The organism is Actinacidiphila alni (assembly GCF_900112845.1).
GTDB classification, from domain to species: Bacteria; Actinomycetota; Actinomycetes; order Streptomycetales; family Streptomycetaceae; genus Actinacidiphila; species Actinacidiphila alni.
In genome coordinates this window covers 145,403-170,524 of the sequence record NZ_FONG01000015.1, presented here as the reverse complement: position 1 = coordinate 170,524, position 25,122 = coordinate 145,403, and the positions used below count along the sequence as shown (strand labels likewise).

Genomic DNA, 25,122 nt, shown 5'->3' with positions numbered 1-25,122 from the left:
ACTAGTTTCTTCTGCGGGTCGTGTTCAGGTGGTCGATGGCGTCGTTCTGCGCCGCCTGGAAGTTCGTCGCCGAATCGGCGGTGAGCTTGGCCGCGTTGGACACCGCGTCGATCAGCGCGCTGACCGCCTCACGCAGATCTGACCGCGTCTCCAAGTAGTTCTCGGCGAACTTCTTCCCGATCTCGTCGTTCCCCCACGGCGGGTCGGTCAGGTCGACCACCGTCCGGTCGAGGTAGTCGTTTCCCTTCGCCACGATGTCCTGACCCACTTCGTCGGTCTGTGCTCCACCCCGGAGCACGTGGTCCGGCCTGGCGGCGAATACCTTGTCAGTCACGTTCGGCCCCTTCGTTCTTGGCGTCGGCGGGCGTCGCCCTGCCCACGCCGCCTGTGGGGGCGCCCAGCGGGCCGCCCGTGGTGAGCGGCTCCAGAAGCCGTTCCAGGTCCAGGTCGCGCAGCCCTGATCCGGCGACGCCGATACCGCCCGACGCCGCCGCGTCGAACCGGCTGCGCGCGATGCCGCCGATCTCGCCGCGGGCCAGCGCCAGTGCTTCCAGGACGCTCGCGGCCAGCTCCTGGCCGGTCATCTTCTGGTGCTTGTTGTTCAGGAAGCGCATCGCCGTGGGTTCGCCCTGGGCGCCGACCGTGACCTCCACGACCCGGTCCTTCGAACGTACCGTGACCTTGAGCGTGCTGATCTCGTCCCGGACGCGTTCCAGTTCGGCGCGCTGCTTCTCGAAATCCTCCATCGCCTGCTGGAGGCGCAGCTCTATCGACTCGTCCACCGTGTTCGTTCCTCTCGTCGTACCTGTCCCGGGGCCGTCAGCGTCCGATGGACGCCGGCAGCCCGCCTTCCTCGGTTCCCCAGACGTCACCGCGCCCGGCCGCCCATTCGGAGGCGCCGCTCTGCGTGCCCGGCCGTCGGGCGGTCCGGCCGAAACCGGGCTCCTGCTGTGTCGGTGTCCGGCTCAGCAGCTCGTCGGAGTCCTCTTCCTCCTCCTCGTAGGTCTCGCCCTCGGGCTCGTCGCGGCCGGTCATGGGCTGGAGCACGCTGCCGTGCTGGATGAAGGCGCCGTCGGTGTCGGCTTCCTCGTAGGTCTCCCGGACCCGTTCCTGCTCCTTGCCCTGCTGCTGTCCCCCTTGTCCCATACGGGACATACTCATCATCATCATGGGAGACATCAGCCCGCTGAGACCCATCAGGCTCTCGTCCATCCCGGCCGGTGCGGCTGCCGCCTGAGCGGCTGCCTGCTCGGCGGCGGACTGGGCCGCCGCCTGTTCCGCGGCGGCCGTCTGCGGGCTCGGCAGCGCCTGGAACTGACCGTCCGACGTGGCGACCGTGCTGCTGCCGTCCGGGAAGGTCGTGGTGGTGAGCCCGTCCGGGCCGGTGACCGAGGTGGTGCCGCTCGGGAAGTGGGTGGCGATCGAGCCGTCCGGACTCTGCGTGGACAGACCGCTGTCGAAGTCGGACAGGTCGAGGCCGTTGCCGGGCAGCGCGGGCGAACTGGTGCTGCCGTGCGGGATGTCGGCCGCGGGATCTGTCGTGGTGACCGTGCCGTCCGGGTGGACTGTGTACGAGCTGCCGTCCGGAAGCGTCGTGGTGAGGCTGCCGTCCTTGCCGATCGACGTGGTGCTGCCGTCCGGATTGATCAGGCTCTTGCCCGGCTCCAGGTGCTGAGTGACGGTGTGCCCGTCCGGGGTGACCGTCGTGACGTCGCCGTCCGGTGAGACAGACATGCTGCCGCCGCCGGGGAATTGGGTGGTCAGCGTGCCGTCCGGGGCGAGTGTGCTGACGCTGCCCGTGGGGCTGGTGATGGTCTGCGAACCGTCCGCGCCGACCGACTGCACCGTGCCGTTCGGGAAGGTCGTCGCGTGCGAGCCGTCGGGGTTGGTCGTGGTGAAACTGCCGTCGGCGTTGGAGGAGACCGCGCTTCCGTCGGGGAAATGGGTGGTCACCGTGCCGTCCTTGCCGATCGACGTGGTGCTGCCGTCCGGATTGGTCAGGGTCTCACCGGTGCCGAGGTGGCTGGTCGTCTTCGTGCCGTCCGCGGAGGTGGTCACCACGGTGCCGTCCGGTGACACGGTCCGCGAACTGCCGTCGGGGAATGTCGTGGTCAGGCTGCCGTCGGCGTTCTGCGTCGAGACGCTGCCGTCCGGGTTCTTGACCTGCTGGAGTCCGTCGGGGGTGAGGGTGCTGACGCTGCCGTTGGGCAGGGTCGTGAACGGGAAGCCGTCGTCGCCGATGGTGGTGACGCTGCCGTCCGGCTTGACGACGCCGTCCACGAGATCGCTGAGTTCCGGGCTGGTGGTGATCGAGCCGTTCGGCACGAAGTCCAGACCCGTGCCGGACGACGGGTCGAGGCCGCCGAGGGTGCCGTCGCCGGTGCCGAGGTCACCGAGGTCCGTGGACAGGCCGTCGATACCACCGCTGAAATCCGACAGGTTGTCGCCGAAGTCCCCAAGGCCGCCGCTGAAGTCGTCGAGGCTGCTGGAGAAGCCGTTGATGCCGCCGCTGAAGTCGGTCAGGTCATTCCCGAAATCACCCAGATTGTCGCTGAACCCGGTGATGCCGCCGACGAGGTTGTTGCCGAAGTCCCCCATCTCGTTGCCGAAGTCGGTGAGGGACTTGTTGAAGTCGTCGACGTTGAAATTGCCGTCGGTGTTGTTGGTGAGATTGTCGTCCGTGGTGCCGCTGTCGCTGTCGTCGAAGGCGAAGTCGGGGTTCCACTTCGGATCGAGGGTGTGCTGGAACGTCGTCCGCAACTCCACCATCAGGGGTTTCGCCTTGACATCGAGATTGTGCTCGACGTTCGCCGTCCAGCGCCGCACTGCCTCATTGGCCATGGCCGACCACGTACTGGCGTCCGTGAGACTGCCCCAGGCCACGTGGGTATTGAGCCCGATCCGGAGTTTGTCCTTCGCCAGCCAATTGTTCGCCCGGATGAACTCCCCCACGTCCAGCATGAGGTTGTTCAGGATCTTCTGCGGATCGGCCGGCACATTGACCATGTGCTGCTGCCCGTCGGTCTTCGTGATCGGTACCAGGTCGGCCTTCTCGTTGTAGAAGTCGAAGGCGAAGCCGTAGAGCTTGGTCAGCACGTCGTACAGTTCGGCCTCGGCGCCGATGAGCGAGTCCGAATGCATGGTGCTCGGCGTGTAACCCGGCAGCACTCGTGAGGTGTGCTGCGGCTCGAAGCCCGGCGGGCGCAATTGCGAGCTGTAGTGCGCGTACTTGCCGTGCAGATGGTCGATGAGCTTCCGGAAGCCCTCGGCGCCGGTGCCCTTCCAGGCGGCCTGGTCCTCACCGAGCTGGTCCAGCCAGTTCTGGAGGATCTGGGTGTGGGCGGAGAAGAAGTCGCCGGCCGCGTCGAAGGACCGGGCCGCTTTGACGAATGTCGCGAGATCGAGTCCGGTGGTCTCCGTCGGCTGGCCGCCGAGCGGCGTGTCGAAGTCGTAGGACTTGAACTGGTTCATGGTCAGGTGCTGCAGCACCGCGAGACTGCGTTCCCAGAACTGCTTGCCGCCGTGGAACTTGTCCGAGTAGCGAATCTGGACCTTCCAGATCTTCACCTTGTCGCCGTCGAACCGTTCGTAGAACTCGAAATACCACCCCATTCTGTCGGGGTCCTCGATGATGCTCGGGCTCAGGGTGACGTGCTTCGTCTCCTGCCAGATGTTGAGCGTCTCGATCCACGGGATGCCGGTCGATCCCTTGGCGCTCTCGCTCGTGGTGAAGTCCGCCCGGGACGGCATGTCCCAGCCTGTCAACGTCGAAATGATGTTTTCCCAGTTGTCGAGCGGCATGGCGGACTCCACTGAGGCGTACGGGCTGGCTGGCGTTTACTACTGCGTGATGAGCGAGTCGGTGAGCGCGTTCGATCCGCCGCCCAGGTCCGCTTCGTATTCCTCGACGGCCGAGAGGAACTTCTGCCCGTCAACGCTGGTCAGGGACTGGTCCTGGGTGTCGAGCATCGTCTTGATGACGTCGTTCAGGTTCGCCTTGAGGTCGGTGAAGGCCGCGGCGTGCTTGTTGAGGACGGTGTCGATCGAGTCCGCGACAGTCGTCGCGTTCGACACGAGCTTGTCCGCTCCGGTGTCCGCGTCCTGGTCCATTCCGGCGATCACGAACGGCCGGGGGTCGCCGGCCATGTCGTAGAGCGAGACCGAGCCGTTCGCCGGTTTGGTCCGGAGCGTGGTGATGGCCTTCTGGAAGTCCGTCAGGCCGTGGTCGATGAACGACCGCAGTGCCGCCACATCGAGTTTGGTCAGGTCAGTGAGATCCTGCTCGCCGGGCATCCCGGCCTCCTTCCGCCTGGTAGGCACCGGGATCCGCCGGCCGCGGTCCGCTCGCCGCGGCCGGCGTCGTGATCCGGTGCGAACGCGTTGTCAGAACCGGATCTCCTCGAAGCCCTGCGCGTTCTGGTACACGGTCTGCTTGTAGTTGTCCGAGATGTTGGCGAGCGTCTCGGCGTGGCTGGACAGGATCGTGGACAGCGAGCCGACCTCGGACTCCCAGGTGGGCTGCACCCGGGAGAAGTAGACGTCGCGGTCGGCGCCGAGCCACTGGCTCGCGATGGGCGCGAGTTCGCCCTCCAGGTCGGTGATCACGCCCCTGATGGAGCTGGTGAAATTCACCATCTCCTCCGCGAAGGAGGACGCCACCGAATGATCGATGAGAATGCCGTCGTCGGCCATGAGAGTCTCCGTGGGTGTGGATTGCGCTACGGACGCCACAGGGCGCGGCATCCGCTCGGGACGGCGGAATTCAGGACATCATCGCGGAATAGGCGCCGTTCTCGACGGAGCTGCCGAACGAGGTCAGCTTGAACTGGTCGGCGACCGCCTGGTAGTTGTTCGACTGTACGTTGTTGTTCGCCTGCATGCTGTTGCCGAGCTGGTTCTGCATGGCTTCGCAGGTCATCTTGATCCGGTCGACCTCTTCCAGCCAGGTGTTCATGACCTGGGCGTACGCCTGGCCGTCCGCACCTTGATAGGCGGTGGCCAAACGGGACTTGGCCTCCTCGACCTGCGACTGGATCGACTGGATGCGCTGATTCGCGTTCTGCAACGACTGAATGGCCGAACTGTACGTCGCGGTCGATGACTGCTGCTGCGTCTCCGAAGGCGTGCTCATGGTGGTTTCCTTTTCTCCGGTTCGTCGATGAGGAAGCTCATCGTTCGTGTCGGCGACGTTCTCGCCGTCTCTCTCCGACTCCGGCAGCCTCGGCGGAAGTCGCCAAGCCGGGAAAGCGTAAGACGAATTTCAGCCGGGGCGCAAGAGCCGGTGATTAATTCAAAATTCGCGGAATCTGCTCACCCCCTTTCCCGGGTTCCGCGGACGCGTCCGTCCGACCCGTCCGAGCGGCGGCGGGCGGACAGGCGGGCGTGCCGGTGGTTCTGGCGCGCCCGGCCTTCGCGTCGTCGGGCGACAGGTCGGGGCCGGTGGGCAGCATGCCGAGCAGCGGGGACGGCAGACCGCGGGCGCGGGCCGGGTCGTAGCCCAGCGCCCTCGCGGCGGCGGCGGACGGCAGCCGGTACTTCACGCCTTGGTCGGTCACCAGATAGGTGGTGTCGCCGACCGCACCGCCGGCGCTGCCGAGGACCCGTACCAGGCTGCCGCCGTCCGGCGGCACGGCCACGGCGTCCACCGCCAGGCACGCCGGGGCGGTCGCCTCCGGCGGCGCCACCGCCGCCGCGCCGAGCGTCGCCGAGGCGACCGTGACCAGGCCGATCCGGGTGTTCCTGCCGTCCACGGCGAGCCGGACGCAGACGCTGGTCTCGTCACCGATCGTCAGCAGCGGCGGCGGCGCCGCGGGCAGCGCGGCCTCCGTCCGCTGCACGTCGTCCGGCACGGTGTCGCGGGGCGCCAGCGCCGAGTTGAGGGCGTCCACGGACAGCGGCAGCGCGGTCGGCGCGCCGCCGCCGTACGCCTTCTCCCGTACGTCGGGGCCGCTGAGCGCCAGGGCCGCCGCGGTGACCGACAGCGGGCGCAGCCCCGAACGCTTGAGCAGGTAGTACTGCTCGGCCGCGCCGGGTGTCCGCACGGTGAAGATCTGGCCGACCCGGCTCTGCCGTCCGTCCAGCACCGGCCCGGCCTCGCCCTGGTCCGGCACGGACGTCGGTGCGAGATCGGGACCCGCGGGAACCGCGTCGAGGAACGACGCGGAGACCGGCGTCGTTTTGGCGGCCCCGTAACCGAGCGCGTCGGCCGTCGCCCGGGTCGAGGCCAGCTTGAACCTGTTGCCGTGCCAGATCAGGTGGAAGGCGCCGTCGGGCCCGCTGACCAGCAGTGCCCGGTCGCCCGCCACGCCGCCGGCGGTGTCCTCGGCGTCGACCACGACGGTGGTCAGCGGCGCCCGTTCCCCGGTGTCGGTGGGACGGGTGCCCGCGCACACTTCCCAGGGGCCGGTGTCGAGCCGGCCGGCGGCCGGAAGCTGTTCGGGCGCGTCCGCGATCCCGGTCGCCGGTCCGTGCGGTGTGCCCGCAAGCGACTTCGCGGACACCGACAGGGACTTGGGGGCGGCGCCGAGCAACAGCCGTACGGACGCGTAGTTGCGGACCGGGCGCAGCCGTCCGTCGTACAGGTAACGGGTGCCCGTGCCCTTCTCGACGACGAGCGACCGGCCGTCGCGCCACGCGGACGAGGCGCTGGGCGACAGGAAGCCGAACACCAGGGATCCGACGGCGACCACCGAGCCGAGCGCGGCACCGAGGCCCAGGCCGCGATGGGTGCGCCGGGTGGGCACTTCGGGCGAGTCGGGGTCGGCCCGCAGCAGGCCGGTGGTCAGCCGGGACACCACGAACTGATGCGCCTGGACCTGATCGCGCCTGTTCTGCACCGGATGTCTCCCTCTCCGCTCAGCCCGCGACCGAGCGCAGGTCGTGGTAGAGGCCGAGGGCCCAGAGCGCGGCCGGGAAGACCGCCAGTGCCGTCACCGACTGGAGCAGGTCGCCGGCCCGTCCCCAGTGCGGCAGGAGGCGGCGGCCGGGCACGGTCCAGCAGCAGACCGCCAGCAGTGCCGCGGCCAGCAGCAGCGCCGCCGCACCGATCAGCCGGCCGTCGATGCCGTGCGTCCGGCCCGTCCCGACCGCGAGCAGCAGCAGGCCGAGCCCCGGGGGCAGTACATGGGCCAGCCGCTGCCACGCCGTGCCGAGGCTGCGGCTGTGCAGCGCCATCAGCAGGGCCAGCAGGGCCACGGTCGTGGCCCTGGACGGCTCCGGGTGCCGGGCGAGACCGGCCAGGCAGACGCTCAGCACCGCGCCGAGCGCCACGTAGAAGCCGGTCATCCAGCGGTCGGTGAGCGCCGAGCGTTCGGCGACCTCACCCTCGGCCACCGGGTCGATGCCTTCCTGGAGCTGGCTCGCGTTCGTCGGCAACGGCGGCAGCCGCAGGCCGGACAGCGAGAACGACAGCATCGGCACGAAGGCGCCGAACACCAGTGCCACCAGGGCCGTTCCGGCACACGCCTGCGCGAAGGACACGTCCATGAGCACCATGAGCAGTCCGCCGACGATCCCGGCGGATCCGGCGACCGCGGCCGGCACGAAGACGACCGCGCGGACCGCGACCACGGTGAGCGCCAGGACGAGCCCGACGTCGCCGGCCGCGGCCCCGGCGAGCAGCCGCGCGCCCATGTCGTGGTGCGGGTGCGAGGTGGCAGGGCCGGTCACCGCCAGCGCGCCGCACAGTGCCAGGAAGGCGCCGGCCGCCAGGCCGAGCAGCACCGCGTGCGGCTCGTCGTCCAGCACGCGGGCCGCGGCCCCCGCCCCGGCCAGCGCCAGCAGCGCGGCGCCCGCGGCGAGCGCGGCCCTCGGCAGCGCGGGGCCGCCGGGCGCCGCGAGCAGCGCCAGGCACCCCAGCAGGGCGCCCGCCACCAGGACCCGGAAGGTCCACCGGCTCACCGACGGGCTCCAGGCGTGCGGCAGTTCACGGACGGTGGTGGCGACCGCGTCCACCAGATTGTCGTAGCGGACCGCGGGCAGCGCGTCCGCCCGGGGCCGCAGCAGCAGCGTCTCACCGTCGTTGATGTCCAGGATCTCCGGCGTGGCCTCGGTGTCCAGGGGCTCGCCGCCGATGCGCTGGAGCACCCAGCCGCCGAGTTCCGCGCCCTCCTCGTCGAGGTCGGCGCCGTCGCCGCCGGCGTGGTCGACGATGACCGGCAGCAGATCCGCCAGCGGCAGATCGGCCGGTACGGCGAGGTCGACCACCTTCTTCGGGGCCCGCACCGTCAGCCGGCACAGTCCCGCGACCGAACCCTCGCTCATGCCGCGCCCCCCTTGCCTCGGCCGGGACGGACACCGCGCACGGCCGCGTGCGGCCCGGGGGCGCGGCGCACCCGGGCGTCACGTGCCCCGAGGAGCGCCCCGGCGGGCGCGCGGTGTCTGGCGGTTTCGAACCGGCGTGGTGTCACGACCCGTACTACGTAGCGGAGCCCAGCGGGGTTCGCAGGAATCGCGAGGAGGCGTTCGTTGAGCGTGGTGTTCTTCCGCCGGCCGGCCCGACGGCAGGGTCCGCAGATGCCGGAGGGCGAGCTGGAACTGCAAGCGCCTCCGGTCCTCGCGGAGCCGGTGCCGTCCAGCGGTTCGGGCATGCTGACCTATCTGCCGATGGCGCTGATGTCCGGCTCGATGGTGCTGATGTACGTACGGCCCGGCAGTTCCTCCAGCCCGGTCACCTATGTCGTGGTGGGCGTGATGGCGCTGGCCATGGGCACCATGGCGCTCGGCCAGATGATGCGCGGCGGTGGTGACCGCAAGGCGAAGCTGAAGGGTGCGCGCCGCGACTACCTGCGCTATCTGGGCGGGGTGCGCCGCAAGGTGCGGGCGGCGATCGTGCAGCAGCAGCGGGCGCTGGCCTGGCGGCATCCGGCGCCGGCCGCGCTGTGGCACGTGGCCCGCACCTCCAGGCTCTGGGAACGGCGCATGTCCGACGAGGACTTCGGCGAGGTGCGCCTCGCGGTCGGCGACCAGCGGCTGGCCCTGCGGATGAACACCGCCGCGGGCAAGCCCGTCGAGGACCTCGACCCGCTCACCGCCCACGCGCTGCGGGCGTTCGTCAACGCCTACTCCGCCGTGCCGGACCAGCCGATCGCCATCTTCCTGCCCGCGTGGGCGCGGGTGCTGGTGCGCGGCGACCGGGAGGGCGTGCTGGCCACCGCGCGGGCGATGATCGCCCAACTCGCCGTCCTGCACGCCCCGCAGGACCTGATGATCGCCTTCTGCCTGTCGCAGGAGAACCGCGCCGAGTGGGACTGGGTGAAGTGGCTGCCGCATGTGCTGCACCCGCACGACAGCGACGGCGTCGGGCCCGTACGGCTGATCACCTCGGGCGTGAACGACCTGGAGGACCTGCTCGGCGGGGACCTCACCGAGCGGCCGCCGTTCGAGACCGGCACCGCGCCGACCAAGGAGGAGCCGTACACGGTCGTCGTGATCGACGGCGGACAGGTGCCCGCGGGGCACGCCTTCGACCGGGCAGGATTCCGCAACACCGTCGTCCTCGACCTGTCCGGCGAGCTGACCTGGCGGCCGGGCCGCACCGTGCTGCGGCTGGAGGCGGAGCACGGCGAGATCCGGCTGGTGCGCACCGATCGCAACCGCAAGGAGTCCGCGACGGCGCTCGGCCGCGCCGACCGCCTCGGCCCGGCGTCGGCGCGCGCGCTGGCGGCGCTGCTGGCGCCCAAGCGGACCGGCGCGGGCGGTGAGGGCTCCCGCCCGCTGGACTCCGAGACCCAGCTCACCGCCTTGCTGGGCATACCGGATCTGCACCGGCACGATCCGTCCGCGTACTGGCTGCGCAGGGCCGAGTCGGAAGCCGGGCGGCTTCGCGTGGCGATCGCGGTCGGCGCGGACGGCCGGCCGGTGGAGCTGGACATCAAGGAGTCCGCGCAGGGCGGCATGGGCCCGCACGGCATGCTGATCGGCGCCACCGGCTCGGGCAAGAGCGAACTGCTGCGCACCCTCGTACTCGGGCTGGCCCTCACCCACTCCTCCGAGACGCTCAACTTCGTCCTGGTCGACTTCAAGGGCGGCGCGACCTTCCTCGGCCTGGACTCGCTCCCGCACACCTCCGCGGTGATCACCAACCTCGCCGACGAGGCCGCCCTGGTCTCCCGCATGCAGGACGCGCTGCACGGCGAACTGATCCGCCGTCAGGAGCTGCTGCGCAGCGCCGGCAACTACTCCTCGGCGCTGGAGTACGAGCGGGCGCGGGCCGCCGGAACCGAACTGGCCCCGCTGCCGAGCCTGTTCGTGGTGGTCGACGAGTTCAGTGAACTGCTCGCCGCACACCGGGAGTTCATGGACCTCTTCGTCATGATCGGCCGCCTCGGCCGCTCGCTCGGCGTGCATCTGCTGCTGGCCTCGCAGCGCCTGGACGAAGGCCGCATGCACCAGTTGGAGAGCCATCTGTCCTACCGGATCGGCCTGCGGACCTTCTCCGCGATGGAGAGCCGCGGCGTCCTGGGCGTCTCCGACGCCTACGAACTGCCGTCCCAGCCGGGCAGCGGCTACCTCAAGAGCGGTATCGAGCCGCTCACCCGCTTCCGGGCCGCGTACGTCTCCGGGCCCTACCGGCAGCGGGCCGGCGCGCTCGCCCCGGCCCAGATCGCCAGCCAGGTGCTGGCCTGGACCGGTGAACGGGTCGCGGAACCGGAGTCCGCGACACCCGAGGAACCCGTCGTGACCGAACCCGAGCCCGATGAGACGTCACTGCTGTCGGTGGCCATCGAGCGGCTGCTCGGCTCGGGCCCGCCCGCCCACCAGGTGTGGCTGCCGCCGCTGGACCTGTCCCCGACCCTGGACCGGCTGCTGCCGCCGCTGAGCCCGCACCCCGAGCACGGCCTGACCGTGGAGGAGCGCAACGGGCGGGGCACGCTGAAGGTGCCGGTGGGCATCATCGACCGGCCCTTCGACCAGGTGCGCGACCTGCTGACGGTGGACCTGTCCGGGGCCGGCGGCCACGTCGGCGTCTCCGGCGGCCCGCAGAGCGGCAAGTCCACCCTGCTGAGGTCGCTGATCACAGCGCTGGCGCTGACCCACACCCCGCGCGAAGTGCAGTTCTACTGCCTGGACTTCGGCGGCGGCACGCTGTCCAGCCTGGCCGGGCTGCCCCATGTGGGCGGCATCACCGGCCGGCTGGACACCGAGCGGGTGAACCGCACCTTCGCCGAGATGACCGCGCTGCTCAGCCGGCGCGAGCGCCTGTTCCTGGAGCACGGCATCGAGTCGATGCAGCAGTTGCGCAGGCGGCGCGCGGCCGGTGAGTTCCCCGACGAGGCGCACGGCGACGTGTTCCTGGTCATCGACGGCTGGTCCACCGTCCGGCAGGACTTCCAGGACAGCATCCCGCAGGTCAACCAGCTCGCCGCCCGCGGCCTCAACTACGGCGTCCACCTGATGATCAGCAACTCCCGTTGGGTGGAGCTGAGTTCGACCATCCGCGACCAGGCGGGCACCAAGCTGGAACTGCGCATGGGCGACGCCATGGACTCCCTGGTGGACATCAGGCGCGCCAAGGACGTACCGCGCCGGCCCGGCCGCGGCCTCACCCCGGACAGCAAGCTGCACTTCCTCACCGCGCTGCCCCGCATCGACGGCGCGGAGAGCGCCGACGACCTCGCCGACGGTGTGAGCGATCTGGTGGCCGCGGTCGCCGAGAGCTGGGAGGGACCGCAGGCGCCGCCGGTCCGCATGCTGCCGGAGACGCTGGACGCCGCCACGCTGCCGGCGCCGCAGCCGGACTGTCTCTTCCGGATCGCCATCGGTCTGGAGGAGACCGAACTCGGCACCGCCTGGCACGACTTCGCCGAGACCCCGCATCTGGTGGTCATGGGCGACACCGAGTGCGGCAAGACGAATCTGCTCCGGCTGATCGCCGAGCAGATCACCTCCCGCTTCACTCCGCAGGAGGCCCGCGTTCTCGTCGTCGATTTCCGCCGCGAGCTGATCGAGGCGGTGCCCGAGGAGTACCGGCTCGGACACGCCGTCTCCGTGGACCAGTTGACCGAACTCACCAAGGGCGTGGGCCGGGCCCTGAAGTCCCGCACCCCCGGCCCCGAGATCTCCCCCGCCCGCATGCGGCTGGCCGACTGGTGGACCGGCCCCCGGCTCTTCGTCCTCGCCGACGACTACGACCTGGTGGCCAACCCGACCCGCAACCCCTTCGAACCCCTCCTGGAACACCTGCCGTTGGGCTTCGAGGTGGGCCTGCACATGGTCGTCGCCCGCGCCGCCGCGGGCGCGATGCGCGGCCTCGGCGACCCCCTGGTCCGCCGCATGCTGGAGGTCAACTCGCCCGGCCTGCTGATGTCCTGCCCGCCCTCGGAGGGTTACGTCTTCGGCCACGTCAAGCCGCGCCTGCTGCCCGCGGGCCGCGGCCTGTACGTCACCCGCCGCAGCAACCACCAGGTCCAGACGGCGCTGCTGGACGTACCGGCATGACGCCGCCGGGGCGCCGGGGACGTGGCGGGGACGGCGGAACAGCCGCGGCGGGGGTGCAGGATTCTGCCGTACGGACCCGGCAGGACCGGCCGGCGGGGCCCGGTGCGGGCGGGCACGCGGCGGCGGGCCGTCCGCCCCGCGGGTCCGCCGGGACCGGGCCGACGGCACGACGCGGGAACACCCTCGGGCGGCGTCCGGGGACCCGCGCGCCGGGCGCCCGGCGGCGGCCTCGCGGGCTCGCCCTAGAAACGGCCGGACAGCGACGGAGGTTCGGGCGTAAGAGCCGCTTCGTCGGGGGCCGGTTCTTCGGTCTCGGAGAGGGCCCGTCGCTCCGTCCCGGAGAGGGCCGGCTCCTCGGCGGAGGGCCCGTCGGGAGCCGGTGTCGGGGCGGCGGTGCCGGGTGCCGCGGTCCGCTTGGCGCGGGCGGCGAGCGCCACGGCGGCCACGACGCCCAGCAGGGCCAGCGCGCAGAGCGCGAGCAGCGTCAAGGCGCGCCCCCGCATGTCGTGTTCGGCGGTCGGCGCGGGGAGCGTGATCCCGGCGGAGCCGGGATCCGCGGAGGTGCGTGCGCCCGGCAGCACGGCCCCGACCGCGCCCGCCGGGTCCACGCGCGGTACGGCGGCCGGGTAGGCGGTGGCGATCAGCCGCTGGGCGACCTGCGCCGCCGTCAGTTCCGGATGGTAGGAGCGGACCAGGGCCGCCGTGCCCGCGACGAACGCCGACGCGACCGACGCGCCGTTGCCGAGGAAGTGCCCGGTGCCGCTGGGTCCGATGCCGGTCACCCCCTGACCGGGCGCGGACAGGTCGGCGGCGGGCGTGGGCTCCGGTGCGCCACTGGCACGGGCTCCCGTGACGTCCACGTCCACCACGGACAGGACTCCGGGCGCGGCGGCCGGCCAGTACGCCTTGGGCACGCTGTCGCCCTGTCCCGCGCTGTCCGCGGAGTCGGGCACGGCGGCGGCCACCACCAGCACGTCGTGCCCGGCCGCGTAGTCCACGGCGGACGTCAGCGCCGCCGTGGCGGCGGGCAGCGCCGCCGACACGTCGATCACCTTCGCCCCCGCGTCCACGGCGGCCCGGATCGCGGCGGCCACCCGGCCGGCGTCCGGCACTCCGGTGGCGTCCGTGCCGCGCTCGGCGAGGACCCGGGCGCCCGGGGCGACCCCGGTCAGCGCGCCGCCGCCCACGGGGGCGGCGGCGATCACCCCGGCGATGAACGTGCCGTGTCCGACACAGTCCTTGGCGGCGTCGCCGTTCGCGGTCACCCGGCCCGCCAGGGCCGGCGCGCCCGGCGAGACGCCGGTGTCCACCACGGCGACCGTGACCCCCGCGCCACGGGAGAGCTGCTGGGCACGGGCCAGTTGGAGGCTCTGCTGGGCCCATGGCACCGTCTTGACGGTGGTGCCGGACGCCTTGGTGCACGCCGCGCCGGACGACAGCCTGCCCGGGACGACCGGCAGACGTATCGCTCCGGCCGCCCCGGAAGCGGTGGGCGCGGGTGTGACGGGCGCGCCGCTGTCCGCGTGCGCCACGGTGGCGGGGACCGCGAGCAGCGTCGCGGCGGCGGCCAGCAGGACGGACAGCGGACGGCGCGCGAGGCGCGAAAGGTGGAGCGGCCCTCGCCCGCCGCGCCTTCCGGCCCGCGGGCCGGAACTCACGGACGCGGCGGACCGGCCGGAAGTACGGCCGCGCGCCGAACGCCCGCCGCCGCGACGCTCCGCCGGGGTGCTGAAAGCCGTCATGTCGTCTCCGTAGAACTCGATGGCGAGCCGGGAATCGCCGGTGCGCGCTGCACCGTGCGATGCGGAAGGCGAGGAATCTCGTGCCTGTGGGACGCCTGGACCGAAAGGGCCGTGGGCGGGTGGGATGCCGCGAACCTGTCGCGCTACGGCCGACGCGCCCGCCGAGGGCACGGTGCCATGCTACCCGTCGTCGCGGACGGCGCTTATGAGTTCGGGGCGGACCTCGCTCTCCTCCGCTCGGGGCGACCCGAGGCTCCGCGACGGCCCGCGCCCGTCCGCTCCCGTCGCCGCCGACAGCGGCGGACGGGGACGGCCGAACCGCCGGCGCCGCCCGCGCCGAACCACCGCACGGGCCTTCCCGCCCGGCCCTCCCGGCCCCGCCACGTCCCCCGACCCCCGGCCCCACCCGCGCGGGCCTGCCCTCCCGCTCCACCCCTGCCAGCGTACGAATCGAGGACCGCATGACAGCCATGTCGAGCCAGGACCATGCCGCAGCGCGGCGTACGGCGGACCCCGACCGGTTCCCGCGCGCCCGGCGCCCGTACCGCACCGCCGGGGGTGACCGGTGATCCGGCTGCTGCGCGCCGGCCGCACCTCGCGCGGGGACCGGACTCCGCTGGTGACGTCGGGCGGCGACGGTGTGTATGTCGTCCATCGCGAGGGCGCGCTGCCCGATTCGGTCGCCGCCGCGGCGCACGCGCTGCGCGGCGGGCCGCCCGGACACATCACCGTGGTGGTGGTCGCGGACTCCGCCGACCGCCGCCTGGACGACGCGGTGTGCGCGCGGGTGGACGCGATCGTCGCGAAAGCGGACCGCACCGCGCCCGGCACGGTGCTGCGGCTGGCCATGTCGGCGGGTGCGGCCGAACGGCCCGGCCACGCCGCGCCCGCGCGGCGGATCTGCGAGAAGTGGGGCATCGACGTCCTGGCCCCGGCCGGCGCCGCGATGCTGGTCCCCGGCGGCACGCTGTTCGCGCCCGGCGGCCCGGACGCGGCGGGCGGGTGGTGGCGCTTCTCGCCCGGTACGGTGCCGCGCCGGCTCGGCGTCGGCGAGCCCGCTCCGGACTGGCAGCAGGCGCTGGACCGCGCACGGCCGCCCGAGCCGGAGGGGCACTTGGTGGAGCGGGTGCCGGCCGGTCTGCTGATCCGCTCCGCCGCCGAGGCGTCGCCGGACGGCGCCGATTCGGTCCGCTACGCCGTTCCGGCGGACACCGCCAGGCCCGCGCTGATCGTGGGCGTGCCCGGCACGCCGCCCGTGACGGCCGACGCCCTCGCCGCCGTCGTCGCGGCCCTTCCCGGACGCCTGCGCGGCGCCGTACGGCTGCTGCCGGGCGACGGCCGCGACCTGCTCGTCCTCGGACAGCGGGTCGCGGACCTGCTGGGTGTGCCCACGCATGTCGTCAGCGGGCTGCCGGTGCTGTACGACGACCGGCCCGCACACGGCGCACCCGCGGCGGCGGGCGCACGAGTGGTCCATGTCGGGCCCGACGGTACGCCGTTGTGGCAGCCGTACGTCGAGGCCGTCGTCTGCGAACCCGCCGGGACCGCCGGCTCCCCAGGCCCCCGGTTGGCCGAATGGCGGCCACCGGTTCCGGGCCTCGCGCGTGACCCTGAACCGGGCGTCATGCGGCTCAACCGCGACTGGCAGGTCGCGGTGACCAGGTCGGGGCTTCGGGTGGACCGGCGCGGCCAGGGGCCGGCACTGTCCTCGGTCAACGCCCGGCCGGTCAGGCCCGAGGTGATGACGATCGACATCGGCCTGCCCGGCCAGCCGCTGGACGACTCGCTGACCGCCGTCCTCGACGACCTCTTCGCCGCCCTGGAGGACGGTCCCCGCGAACGTGGCGTCGTCCGGCTTCACGGCACCCTCAGCGCCGAGGGCCACCAGGCTCTGCGACGTGTCGCCGTGCGTCACGGACTCGCCCTGGGCGCCGCACCGGCCGACGCGGACGACGACGCGGGCTCTGCTCTCCTCGCGCCTCTGCCGGAACCGGTCCGCCGTTCTTCCGGCTCCACTGCCGCCGCTTCCGGTCCCGCCACCTCGCAGCGCCGGTCGGGGGCGCGCCGAACGTCCGTGACGGCACCGCTCAGGTCCGGGCGACCGGGCGTCGGCGGCGAACCGCCGGCGGAGACGCCCGGTCCCGGGATCGCCTCCGCCGCGAAGCGGGGCGTGGAGGGCGAGCCACCGGCGGGGCCGCTCGGCGGCCCGGAAGGCGGTGCCGCCGAACGACCCGGCACCGGCGAGGAGTACGGCACCCCGACTTCCGGCATCGGAACGGGCGGTGAGACCGATGCTCCGCTCGGTGCGCCCGTCACGGGCCGCAGGCCGATCGCCGACCCGCCTGAGGGAGAAGAGCAATTGGCCCCGGATCCGGAGTCGGTTCCGCCTCCGCCGACCCGTTCCGCGGCGGCGCGGGCGGAGGCCCGGCCGGCGCTGGAGACCGGGAGCGGCGGCCACGACGCCGCCGCGTCGGAGCGGAGGGGCGCGGAGTCCACGTCGGATCCCCGGCCGGCCGGTGGCCCGCGGACGGGCAGCGGACGGGCAGACGTCACGAGCGGCCCGTCGGCGGACACTCCGGTCGGCGGACACGGAGTCGCCGCCTCGGCGGGGCTGCCCGTCGTACCAGGCGGTGTCCCCGCCACGGGCGATCCTGCGGCGGTCCCGTCGTCCGCCGCTCCGCACCGGACTCCCCCGGTGGTGCCGACGGGCACGCCCGTACCCCCGGCGTCCGGCGGGGCGACGGTCGAGTCGCGGGCTGATGACGCGGCCGACGGCTCACTCCGGACCGCAAACGATTCCCTCGTACCCGGCACCGGTCCGGCACCGACGAGAAGCGGCACCGTCACGACGGGCGACGCCACGGCGCCGGATCGGCGAACCCCTTCGAGCGTGCCGCCTCCGGGTGAGGCGCTCTACCCCGGCTCCGACGACGACTGGCAGGAACGCGAAGCCACGCGTGCGGACGACGACCGGGAAGAGCCCGCAGCCACTCGTGACGGGCCGACACGGGCCGGCCACAGCACAGCCATCGCGCCCGGCCCGACTGCCGCGAACGCGGCGCGTATGCCTCTCACCGAGCCTGAGCACGGTCCGCTCCCGGACGACGGGCCGACGACGCCGCACGAGCGTGCCGCTCCGAGCCCTGGCGCCCCGAACCGGACGGCCTCCGAAGGGTTGCGGGCGCCCGCACCACGCGTGATCGCGCACCTGCCGGTGGCGCCGGGGCGGCTCAGCGTGCCGTCGGAACACCTCGCGCTGCGTGGCCTGTTGGGCGGCAGGTGGGACCGGCACGCGAGCGCGGTGGAGCGGGCGCTGACCGCTCTGCCGGGTCTGCGAGCCGCGGCCGACCGGGGGCTCGGCCCGGATCTCGTGGCCGTGCACGCGTATCTGACGGCCGCCGGCTCCGACGGCCGGGACGAGGACGAACACGGCTTGAACGACGCCTGGTTGACGGCGGCCCTGGGCCGGCGCGACGGCCGCGCGCTGGCGTATCTGTGCTGCCTCGCCTCCGGACTGAACCGCCTGCCCTCCTACCGGGGCGTCGCGGCGCGGCCGGCGGGTGTGCTGGACGCGGGTTCCCGACTGCTGCTGCCGGGAGAGGAGTTGGCCGAGCCCGGGCCGGTCGCCGCCGCGACAGTGGCCAAGGCGTATCCCGCGATGCCGGACGACCACTACCTGTTCTGGTCGGCGACCGGCCGCCGCGTCGCGTCGCTGACGGAACCGGGCCCGGGTCCGGTATCAGGCCCGGCGGAGGTGGTGTTCGGTCCGGGCAGCCGCTTCCGCGTCCTCAAGGTCACCGAACGGGCGGGCGCGACGGTGATCCTGCTGCGGGAGCTGGCCGCGGGCGCGCCGCCGAGCGTTCCGGGACGGCTCGACGCGTCCGACACCCGCGTACTAGACCGGCTGCTGGACGCGACCGAGTTGCCGACCGCGCAGGGGACGGGAGCCGAGCCGGCGGTCCGTGGCGCCGGCGTGCTGGGCCTGTTCGCCCCCGGGGCCGCCGACATCTGACCCCCTTACTCGGTCGTCCGCCGACCGCGCGGGGACGGAGGAAGGGCCGCGCTCAGCACGTGAGCGCGGCCCTTTCCGTACTGCCGCGGGCGTGCCGCTGTCAGCGGGTGGCCCACTTCTGGTTGTCCCGGCCCGTGCACGACCACAGCTGGAGCCGCGAACCGGCTTGCGTGTGCTCGTCCTTGACGTCCACACACTTGTCGGCCTGCACGTTGACCAGGTCATGGGCGGCGTTGAGCCGGAACTGCTGCGCACCGCTGCCGTTGCACTTCACGAGCTGGACGACGGTGCCGTCGGCGTCCGAACCCCAGGCCGCGTCCATGCACAGTCCCATCGACCGCACCGTGCCGTCGGACTTGAACTCCCACTTCTGCCAGGCTTTTCCGGCGCAGTTCTGGATCTCCAGCGGGGAGCCGTCCTTGCCCTTGTCGCCCACGATGTCGATGCAGCGATTGGACGCGAAGCCGTAGATCATCACGCCGGGAACCGGCTTGGCGACCGCAGCCGACCTGGTGGTGTTCGACGTGGTCCCGGTCGACTTGGTGGTGGTCGAAGCCGCCGGTTTCGACGCGCTCTTGGTGGACGCGCTCTTCGTGTCGTTCGTGCCCGAAGGCGCCTTGCCGCCCACGGACTTGCCGGTCGAGGGGGCGGCACCGTCGTTGCTCTTCCCGCTGCCGGACGGACCGTTGACCGCGACCGGGCCGGACGCGCCGTCGTGCGTACGGCCGTTGGCGGACGCGCGGTCGTGGCCGGTGGTCGGAGGCCGGGAACCCCGGCCGGGCGTCGCGGCGGGGCCCGAGCCCGTGGGAGCGCCCCCCGTGTCGGACGGGTTCAGCGGCAGCGGAACCGAGCCGGCGTCCGGCGAGCCGTCCAGATCGACGCCGGGCGGGTCGCCCACCGCCCTGGCGTTGCCCGCCGAAGTGGGACCGCCGCCTTGGACGGCGAGCGTCAGCGGCACGGCGACGAGCAGGGCTCCCGCGCATGCCGCGACCGCGAGCATCGTCCTGCCGGACAGCCCCCTTCTCGGGGTGCGGGGCGCGGCGGACACGCCTGGGAACGCGGTCTCAGCCGTGGCCACGTCGCCGACCGTACCGACCGGATCGGGAAGGGCGACGGCCCGCCGGATGGGCGGCGGTTCCTCCAGGACCGCGACCGTGCCGGCCGACGGGCCCGGCGGCGCGCCGTCCGGGTGTTCATTCACCATCCGTGCTCCTCCAAAGGGGAACGGGGTGGAAGGCCGCCGTCGAGGCTCCTGCCTTCCGGAGACAGAGTTTCCAGCCAAGCGCCAAGGTGTTGACGCCTGGTTGCCTTTCGTTTGAGCCCCCTCTCCCCCGCCGACGCGGACCCGGCGGTCAGCCGGTGCCGACGATCCGGCGCAGTTCCTGGTCGAGCCGTTCGAGGGCGACGGACGTCGGCACCTGCTGCCGCAGCACGTCACTGGTGACGGCGGCCACCGCGAGGCTCACCTGCTCGTAGGCGGGGCTCTTGGGCCGCGGCGCGGCACCGGCCACGCTGCGTTCCAGCACCGGGAGGTACGGATAGCGGCGGATCAGCGCGGGATCGTGGTAAAGGCTCACCCACACCGGGGGCAGCGACCCCAGGGTGAGGACCTTGCGCTGGACACCCTCGCTGGTCAGGTACGCCAGCAGGTCGGCCGCCGTACGCGGGTGCCGGGAGCGGGAGTTGACCGCGAGGTTCGAACCGCCCAGCACGCTGGAAGTGGCCCCGCCCGCTCCCGGCAGCGGCACCGCGCCGAATTTGCCCGCCACCTTGGAGTCCTCGGCCGAGGCCAGGTCGTACACATACGGCCAGTTGCGCAGGAACAGCAGTCTGCCGTCCTCGAAGGCGGCGCGGGACTCCTCCTCCTTGAAGGTGAGCGCCTCGCGCGGTATCCAGCCCTCGCGGACACCGCGGGCCAGCACGTCCAGGCCGTCGCGAGCGGCGGCGCTGTCGACGGTCACCGTGCGTCCGTCGTCGGCGAGGATGGCGCCGCCCGCCGCGCGCAGCGCCTCGGCGACGTTGACGGTCAGTCCTTCGTAGGGCAGGAACTGGCCCGCGTAGCCTTCGAGTCCGTACCGGGGGGCGAGGGTCCTGGCGTCCTGTTCCAGCTCCGCCCAGGTGGTCGGCGGCCGTACCCCGGCCCGGTCCAGGATGTCCTTGCGGTAGTACAGCAGACCCGCGTTGGTGACGTACGGCATGGCGTACAGCCGGCCGCGGAAGGTGGCGGTGGACGTCACCGACGGCAGCAGCCGGTCCATCGGCAGCGCGTCGCGGTCGAGCGGGGCGATCCAGCCCGCCTCGGCGAATTCGGCGGTCCAGGTGACGTCGATGTTGAGCACGTCGAATCTGTCGCTGCGGGAGCCGAGGCTGTCCGCCATCTGTGCGTGCACCTCGTCGGCCGCTTCCGGCAGTTGCACCAGCGTCACCCGTTCCGCGGGGTGGGCCGCGTTCCAGCCGTCCAGCACCCGTTGCAGATAGCCGGTCAGGTCACGGCCGGTCGCCAGCGTGATCGGCCCGCGTCCGGCGCCGTGCGGAACGACCCCGCTCCCGCCGACGCAGGCCACGACGACGAGCACGAGAACCAGCGCTCCCCGCGCGGCGATCCGCGTCCACCACATACGATCCTCCTCGGCTCTGTCCTGGGCGCTGTTCTCGGCTCCGTCCTGGGCCGCGGCCCCGGCGCAGTCACGGGCGAGGGCCGAGACGCGTTTCAGCGTCTCGGCCCCTTTTTATGAATTCCGCCCGTCAGTAACCCGAGCCCGCGCTGTTGAGCGTCAGGTCGTCCGGGTCGAGCGTGTCCTTGTCCGAACCGGAACCAGAACCGGAGTCGGAACCCGAGCCGGACTTCGACGGGGCCGACGTGCCCGGGGTGCCCTTGGCGGCCGGGATGGTCTTGCCGCGGTCGATCGTGATGTCCTGCTTGATGGCGAACCAGACGCCGCCGACGTTCTGGCCGTTGGTCTGACCGGCCTCGGTGTCACCGTTGAAGGTGTACGCGGGCCAGCAGTTGTAGGCCTCCTGCTTCGTGCCGTTCGGAGTGGTGAAGGTGAAGAGGACCTTCGGGTCCAGGCCCGCCGCCTTGGCGTCGGCCGCCGTGACGACGCCCGAAGGCGTCCACTTCTTCAGGCAGGTCGCGTCGCAGGCCGTCTTCATCGGCCACGGGGTGTCCTTGGTGAACAGGTAGAGCGTCTTGCCCTGACCGTCGGTGAGGATCTTGCCCAGCTTCGGGTTGTCCACCACGCTGAGCGCGGGGCGCGGGGCGCCCGCCTTCTTGCCGTCCGGCGCCGCCGCGAACCAGACGCCGCCCACGTTCTGGCCCTTGACGTCCCCGGGCTTGGTGTCCAGGGAGTAGCGGTACAGCGGCCACTTCCCGACGGTGACCTGCTTGCGGCCGTCCGCGCGGGTCACGGTGCCGAGCAGGTCGGGGTTGATGTCGGACGTCGCCGCCGGGTCGTCGGCCAGGACGGGCGGCCAGGTCTTGGCGCACTCGTCGTTGCAGTTGGACGTGCCGTTGCCGGGCACGTCCTTGTCGAAGCGGTACAGCGTCATCCCCAGGCCGTCGATGACCAGCGAGCCGAGCTTGGCGTCCTTGGCCACGGTCAGCGACGCCGCCGAGGAGGGGTCACCGCCGGTCGGCGCCGAAGAGGTGGTGCTCGGGCTGGCGGTCACCCCGGCCGCCGCGGGCTTCACGACATCGTCCGCCTTGTCGGAACCGTTGCCACCGCATCCCGTGACGAAGAGCATCGCTCCGGCCACCCCCGCGAACAACGCGTAACGCCACTGTCGCATCTCAGTCTTCCTCGCACTCGTGTGAGCACCGGCCTCGTTGTCGCGCGGCGCTTGTCACAGTGCAATACGGCCCGCGGTGTGCGGCGAGTTCACGACCGGCGGTCCTTTCCTTCCGGCCGCCGGCCCGCCGGGACGGCGGGAAGGGCACGGGAAACCCCGGACGAACCTCATATGATGCGAAAGGCGGGCTACCGGCAGGAGCTTCGCGCCGACGCGGAGCGTGAGGGAAATGCGGCCGACCGACGATCTGAGGTTCAGTGTGCTGGGCCCCGTCCGCGCCTGGGCGGGCGACGCCGAACTGGCCCTCGGTCCCCCGCAGCAGCGCCTTGTCCTCGCGGTCCTGCTGATCAGGAACGGCTCCCAGGTGTCCGTCGAGGAGCTGGTCGACGCGCTGTGGGGCGAGGATCCCCCCGCCTCGGCCAGCGGCACGGTCCGTATCCACGTCCACCGCATCCGCAAGGTCCTCGAAGGCACGGGCGGCGGCCCGGCCGTCCATTCCGTGAGCAGCGGTTATCTGATGCGCGTCGGGACGGAGGCGCTGGACCTGGCACGGTTCCGCCGCGGGGTGGACGAGGCGGAGCACGCGCGCCGCGCGGGAGAGACCGACCGGACCGTCGTCCTGCTGCGCGAGGCGCTCGGTCTGTGGCGCGGGAAGGCGCTCGCCGGGCTTCCCGGCCCGTGGGCGGAGGCACAGCGTACGCATCTGGCGCGGCTGCGGCTGAGCGCCCTGGAGGCGTGCCTCGGCGCGCAGCTCGATCTCGGTCCTTCGCAGGACGTCGCCGCCGAGCTGGCGTCGCTGGTGGCCGAGCATCCGCTGGACGAGCGGTTCCGGGAGATGCTGATGCTCGCGCTGTACCGGTCGGGGCGGCAGGCCGCCGCCCTGGAGGTGTACCGGGAGACGCAGACGATGCTCGCGGACGAGCTGGGCGTCGATCCCGGCCCCGCGCTGCGTGGGCTGCACGAGCGGATCCTGCGGTCCGACCCGGCACTGCTGACCGGCGGCGCTCCGCCACGCGACGAGACCGCGCCCGGCGCGGCGACCGGCGCCGGCCGGCCGGAGGCCGCCGCGCGGATCCACCGGCCGGACGACGCACCGGCCGCCGCCGTGCCGTCGCAACTCCCGCACGATCTGCCGACGTTCGCCGGGCGGGTACGGGAACTGGCGCACCTGGAAGCCGTGGTCGCCGCCGCGGACGGCGAGGGGACGGCGTCGGGCACGGTGCTCGCCGTCACGGGCATGGCCGGGGTCGGCAAGACCGCCTTCGCCGTGCACTTCGCCCGCCGGATGGCGCCGCGCTACCCCGACGGCCAGCTCTATCTCAACCTGCGCGGCTTCGGTGTGCCGAAGACGTCCCTCGCCCCGGAGCGGGCGCTGTACCTCCTGTTGGAGTCCCTCGGCGTCACGGCCGCGAAGCTGCCGCAGGACGTCGACGCGCTGGCGGCGGCCTTCCGGACGATCGTGGCGGAGCGACGACTGCTGATCCTGCTGGACAACGCTCGGGACGCGGACCAGATCCGTCCGCTGCTCGCGGGAGCGCCCGGCTGCCTGGTCGTCGTCACCAGCCGCGACCAGCTGTCCGGTCTGGTCGTGAAGGACGGCGCGCACCACCTGACCTTGAACGTGCTGTCCGCGGACGAGTCCCGGGAGGCCCTGGAGCGGCGGATCGGCGCCGGCCGGGTACGGGCCGAGCCCGAGGCGGTCGACGAGATCGTGGCCCGAGGCGCGCGACTGCCGCTGGCGCTGGCTCTGGTGGCCGGGCGGGCCGCGACCCGCAGCGGCTTCTCGCTGGCGACCGTCGCCGCCGAACTGCGGGAGGAGGCGGCGTCGCTGGACGCCTTCGGCGACGCCGACGACACGCTCGACGTGCGCTCGGTCTTCTCCTGGTCGTACCACGCGCTGTCCCCGGAGGCCGCCCGGCTGTTCCGGCTCCTCGCGCTCCACCCGGGTCCGGACGCCTCACCGGCCGGCGTCGCCTCCCTCGCCGGCCGTACGCCCGGCCGGACCCGCCGCCTGGTCGGGGAACTGGTCTCGGCCAGCCTGCTCGGCGAGCACCGGCCGGGCCGCTTCCGCATGCACGACCTGCTGCGCCAGTACGCGGCCGAACTGCTGGACGCCGAGGACGACGACGCGGACCGTACGGCGGCGACGAACCGACTGATCGGCTACTACCTGCTCACCGCGTACGAGGCCGCGCGGATGACGTCTCAGACGCTGCCGGAGCTGGTCCTTCCCGCGGCCGCGACGGGTGTCGTCCCGGAGACCATCAGCGGCTACCCGCGGGCGATGGAGTGGTTCCGCCGTGAGCACGCCGCGCTGCTGGGCGTCGTGGCGCAGGCCGCGGTGCTGCCCGGATTCGAGACGCACACCTGGCAGTTGGCGTGGTCGCTGATGGAGTACCTCCAGCGGTGCGGCCGCTGGGAGGACCAGATCACGGTGCAGCGCACCGCGCTGGCCGCGGCGCGGCGGGGCGACGACCGGCTCGGCCGGGCGCACGCGCTGCGCAATCTGGCCCGCGCGTTCATCGAGACGAGCCGCCTCGACAAGGCGGAGGAGCACCTGAACCGCTCGCTGGGCCTCGCCGAGGAGCTGGGCGATGTCGGCCTGCGGGCCCGGATCCACGGCAATCTGGCCATGATCCGGCTGCGCCGCGGGCTGCCCGACGAGGCCCTGCCGCACGTACGCGCGGCGGTGGACCTCTTCCGCGAGGACGGCGACCGCGCGGGCCAGGCCAACGCGCTGAACAATCTGGGCTGGATCCACGCGGAGCTGGGCGACTACCAGCGGGCGCTGGCGTACTGCCGCCAGGCGCTGACGCTGCTGCGGCACCTCGGTGACCGCAAGGCGGAGGCCGCCGCGTGGGACAGCCTCGGATACGTCCACCACCGCCTGGGCGACTACCGGCAGGCCAAGGAGAGCTACCACCGGGCGCTGGACCTGGACCGGGAGCTGGCCGACACCTGGAACGAGGCGGACACGCTCGTCCGCCTCGGCGACGCCCACCTCGCCTCGGGCGATCAGCGCGACGCGCGGCTGGCCTGGCACGCCGCGTTGATCATCCTGGAGACGCTGGGCTCGGACGCCGCCGCGACCCCGCGGGCCCGGCTGCGCGACCTGGGCGAGGGCGTCGGTCGGTAATGCAT

Annotated in this window: 15 protein-coding genes; 3 read left to right on the top strand and 12 right to left on the bottom strand. The window is 72.7% G+C overall.

Translation table 11 applies throughout. The annotated features are described in order from the left end of the window. Window position 1: 1 nt before the first annotated feature. From BM076_RS23955 to eccD, 8 genes are all read right to left on the bottom strand, one after another. Window positions 2-334 carry a hypothetical protein gene (locus tag BM076_RS23955; protein ID WP_093715745.1) on the bottom strand — a complete coding sequence of 111 codons (333 nt, stop codon included), beginning with the start codon at window positions 332-334 and terminating at the stop codon, window positions 2-4. Next, window positions 327-782, bottom strand: coding sequence for a YbaB/EbfC family nucleoid-associated protein (locus BM076_RS35785; protein WP_245796264.1), 456 nt, complete (start codon window positions 780-782; stop codon window positions 327-329). Before BM076_RS35785 ends, BM076_RS23955 begins: the two co-directional genes overlap by 8 nt. A gap of 37 nt (window positions 783-819) precedes the next feature. Continuing rightward, complete coding sequence (locus BM076_RS23945; protein WP_093715744.1) at window positions 820-3,801, bottom strand: AAWKG family protein; 2,982 nt, start codon at window positions 3,799-3,801, stop codon at window positions 820-822. 39 nt (window positions 3,802-3,840) lie between these two features. Beyond that, window positions 3,841-4,293: a type VII secretion system-associated protein gene (locus BM076_RS23940; RefSeq protein WP_093715743.1), complete on the bottom strand. Its 453-nt coding sequence runs from the start codon at window positions 4,291-4,293 to the stop codon at window positions 3,841-3,843. A 90-nt stretch (window positions 4,294-4,383) separates the two neighbouring features. Further along, a complete protein-coding gene (locus BM076_RS23935) occupies window positions 4,384-4,692 on the bottom strand; it encodes a WXG100 family type VII secretion target (RefSeq protein ID WP_177246580.1) in 309 nt (102 codons plus the stop codon). A 70-nt stretch (window positions 4,693-4,762) separates the two neighbouring features. Continuing rightward, window positions 4,763-5,065 carry a hypothetical protein gene (locus BM076_RS23930; RefSeq protein WP_177246579.1) on the bottom strand — a complete coding sequence of 101 codons (303 nt, stop codon included), beginning with the start codon at window positions 5,063-5,065 and terminating at the stop codon, window positions 4,763-4,765. A gap of 220 nt (window positions 5,066-5,285) precedes the next feature. Beyond that, window positions 5,286-6,836 (bottom strand): type VII secretion protein EccB, encoded by a 1,551-nt coding sequence (gene eccB / locus BM076_RS23925; protein WP_093715740.1) that lies wholly within the window; start codon window positions 6,834-6,836, stop codon window positions 5,286-5,288. A 19-nt stretch (window positions 6,837-6,855) separates the two neighbouring features. Further along, window positions 6,856-8,262, bottom strand: coding sequence for a type VII secretion integral membrane protein EccD (eccD, locus tag BM076_RS23920; RefSeq protein ID WP_093715739.1), 1,407 nt, complete (start codon window positions 8,260-8,262; stop codon window positions 6,856-6,858). A gap of 210 nt (window positions 8,263-8,472) precedes the next feature. Between eccD and eccCa the strand changes: the two genes are divergently transcribed. Next, window positions 8,473-12,438 (top strand): type VII secretion protein EccCa, encoded by a 3,966-nt coding sequence (gene eccCa, locus BM076_RS23915; RefSeq protein ID WP_093715738.1) that lies wholly within the window; start codon window positions 8,473-8,475, stop codon window positions 12,436-12,438. 242 nt (window positions 12,439-12,680) lie between these two features. On the opposite strand, the gene BM076_RS23910 is transcribed toward eccCa, so the two are convergent. Further along, a complete protein-coding gene (locus BM076_RS23910; RefSeq protein ID WP_093715737.1) occupies window positions 12,681-14,180 on the bottom strand; it encodes a S8 family serine peptidase in 1,500 nt (499 codons plus the stop codon). A 565-nt stretch (window positions 14,181-14,745) separates the two neighbouring features. Here BM076_RS23910 and BM076_RS23905 point away from each other — a divergent pair. Continuing rightward, entirely contained in the window at window positions 14,746-18,192 is a 3,447-nt protein-coding gene (locus BM076_RS23905; protein ID WP_093715736.1) for a hypothetical protein, read from the top strand. 100 nt (window positions 18,193-18,292) lie between these two features. Here BM076_RS23905 and BM076_RS37085 read toward each other — a convergent pair whose 3' ends face one another. The 3 genes from BM076_RS37085 to BM076_RS23890 all read right to left on the bottom strand — a co-directional run bounded on the left by BM076_RS37085 (window position 18,293) and on the right by BM076_RS23890 (window position 21,981). Next, entirely contained in the window at window positions 18,293-19,396 is a 1,104-nt protein-coding gene (locus BM076_RS37085) for an RICIN domain-containing protein (RefSeq protein WP_218160112.1), read from the bottom strand. A 148-nt stretch (window positions 19,397-19,544) separates the two neighbouring features. After that, on the bottom strand, window positions 19,545-20,810 hold the full coding sequence (locus BM076_RS23895) for an ABC transporter substrate-binding protein (RefSeq protein ID WP_093715735.1): 1,266 nt from the start codon (window positions 20,808-20,810) through the stop codon (window positions 19,545-19,547). Between the two features lie 127 nt (window positions 20,811-20,937). Next, complete coding sequence (locus BM076_RS23890; protein ID WP_093715734.1) at window positions 20,938-21,981, bottom strand: SCO0930 family lipoprotein; 1,044 nt, start codon at window positions 21,979-21,981, stop codon at window positions 20,938-20,940. A gap of 229 nt (window positions 21,982-22,210) precedes the next feature. Between BM076_RS23890 and BM076_RS23885 the strand changes: the two genes are divergently transcribed. After that, on the top strand, window positions 22,211-25,117 hold the full coding sequence (locus tag BM076_RS23885) for an AfsR/SARP family transcriptional regulator (protein ID WP_093715733.1): 2,907 nt from the start codon (window positions 22,211-22,213) through the stop codon (window positions 25,115-25,117). The last annotated feature ends 5 nt before the right edge of the window (window positions 25,118-25,122 follow it).

Excerpts from the sequence above, each read along its gene's own strand:
- BM076_RS23935 (WP_177246580.1), bottom strand. The coding sequence starts at position 4,692 with ATGGCCGACGACGGCATTCTCATCGATCATTCGGTGGCGTCCTCCTTC.
- BM076_RS23910 (WP_093715737.1), bottom strand. The coding sequence starts at position 14,180 with ATGACGGCTTTCAGCACCCCGGCGGAGCGTCGCGGCGGCGGGCGTTCG.
- BM076_RS23945 (WP_093715744.1), bottom strand. The coding sequence starts at position 3,801 with ATGCCGCTCGACAACTGGGAAAACATCATTTCGACGTTGACAGGCTGG.
- BM076_RS23940 (WP_093715743.1), bottom strand. The coding sequence starts at position 4,293 with ATGCCCGGCGAGCAGGATCTCACTGACCTGACCAAACTCGATGTGGCG.
- BM076_RS23895 (WP_093715735.1), bottom strand. The coding sequence starts at position 20,810 with ATGTGGTGGACGCGGATCGCCGCGCGGGGAGCGCTGGTTCTCGTGCTC.
- BM076_RS23885 (WP_093715733.1), top strand. The coding sequence starts at position 22,211 with ATGCGGCCGACCGACGATCTGAGGTTCAGTGTGCTGGGCCCCGTCCGC.
- eccD (WP_093715739.1), bottom strand. The coding sequence starts at position 8,262 with ATGAGCGAGGGTTCGGTCGCGGGACTGTGCCGGCTGACGGTGCGGGCC.
- BM076_RS23890 (WP_093715734.1), bottom strand. The coding sequence starts at position 21,981 with ATGCGACAGTGGCGTTACGCGTTGTTCGCGGGGGTGGCCGGAGCGATG.
- BM076_RS37085 (WP_218160112.1), bottom strand. The coding sequence starts at position 19,396 with ATGGTGAATGAACACCCGGACGGCGCGCCGCCGGGCCCGTCGGCCGGC.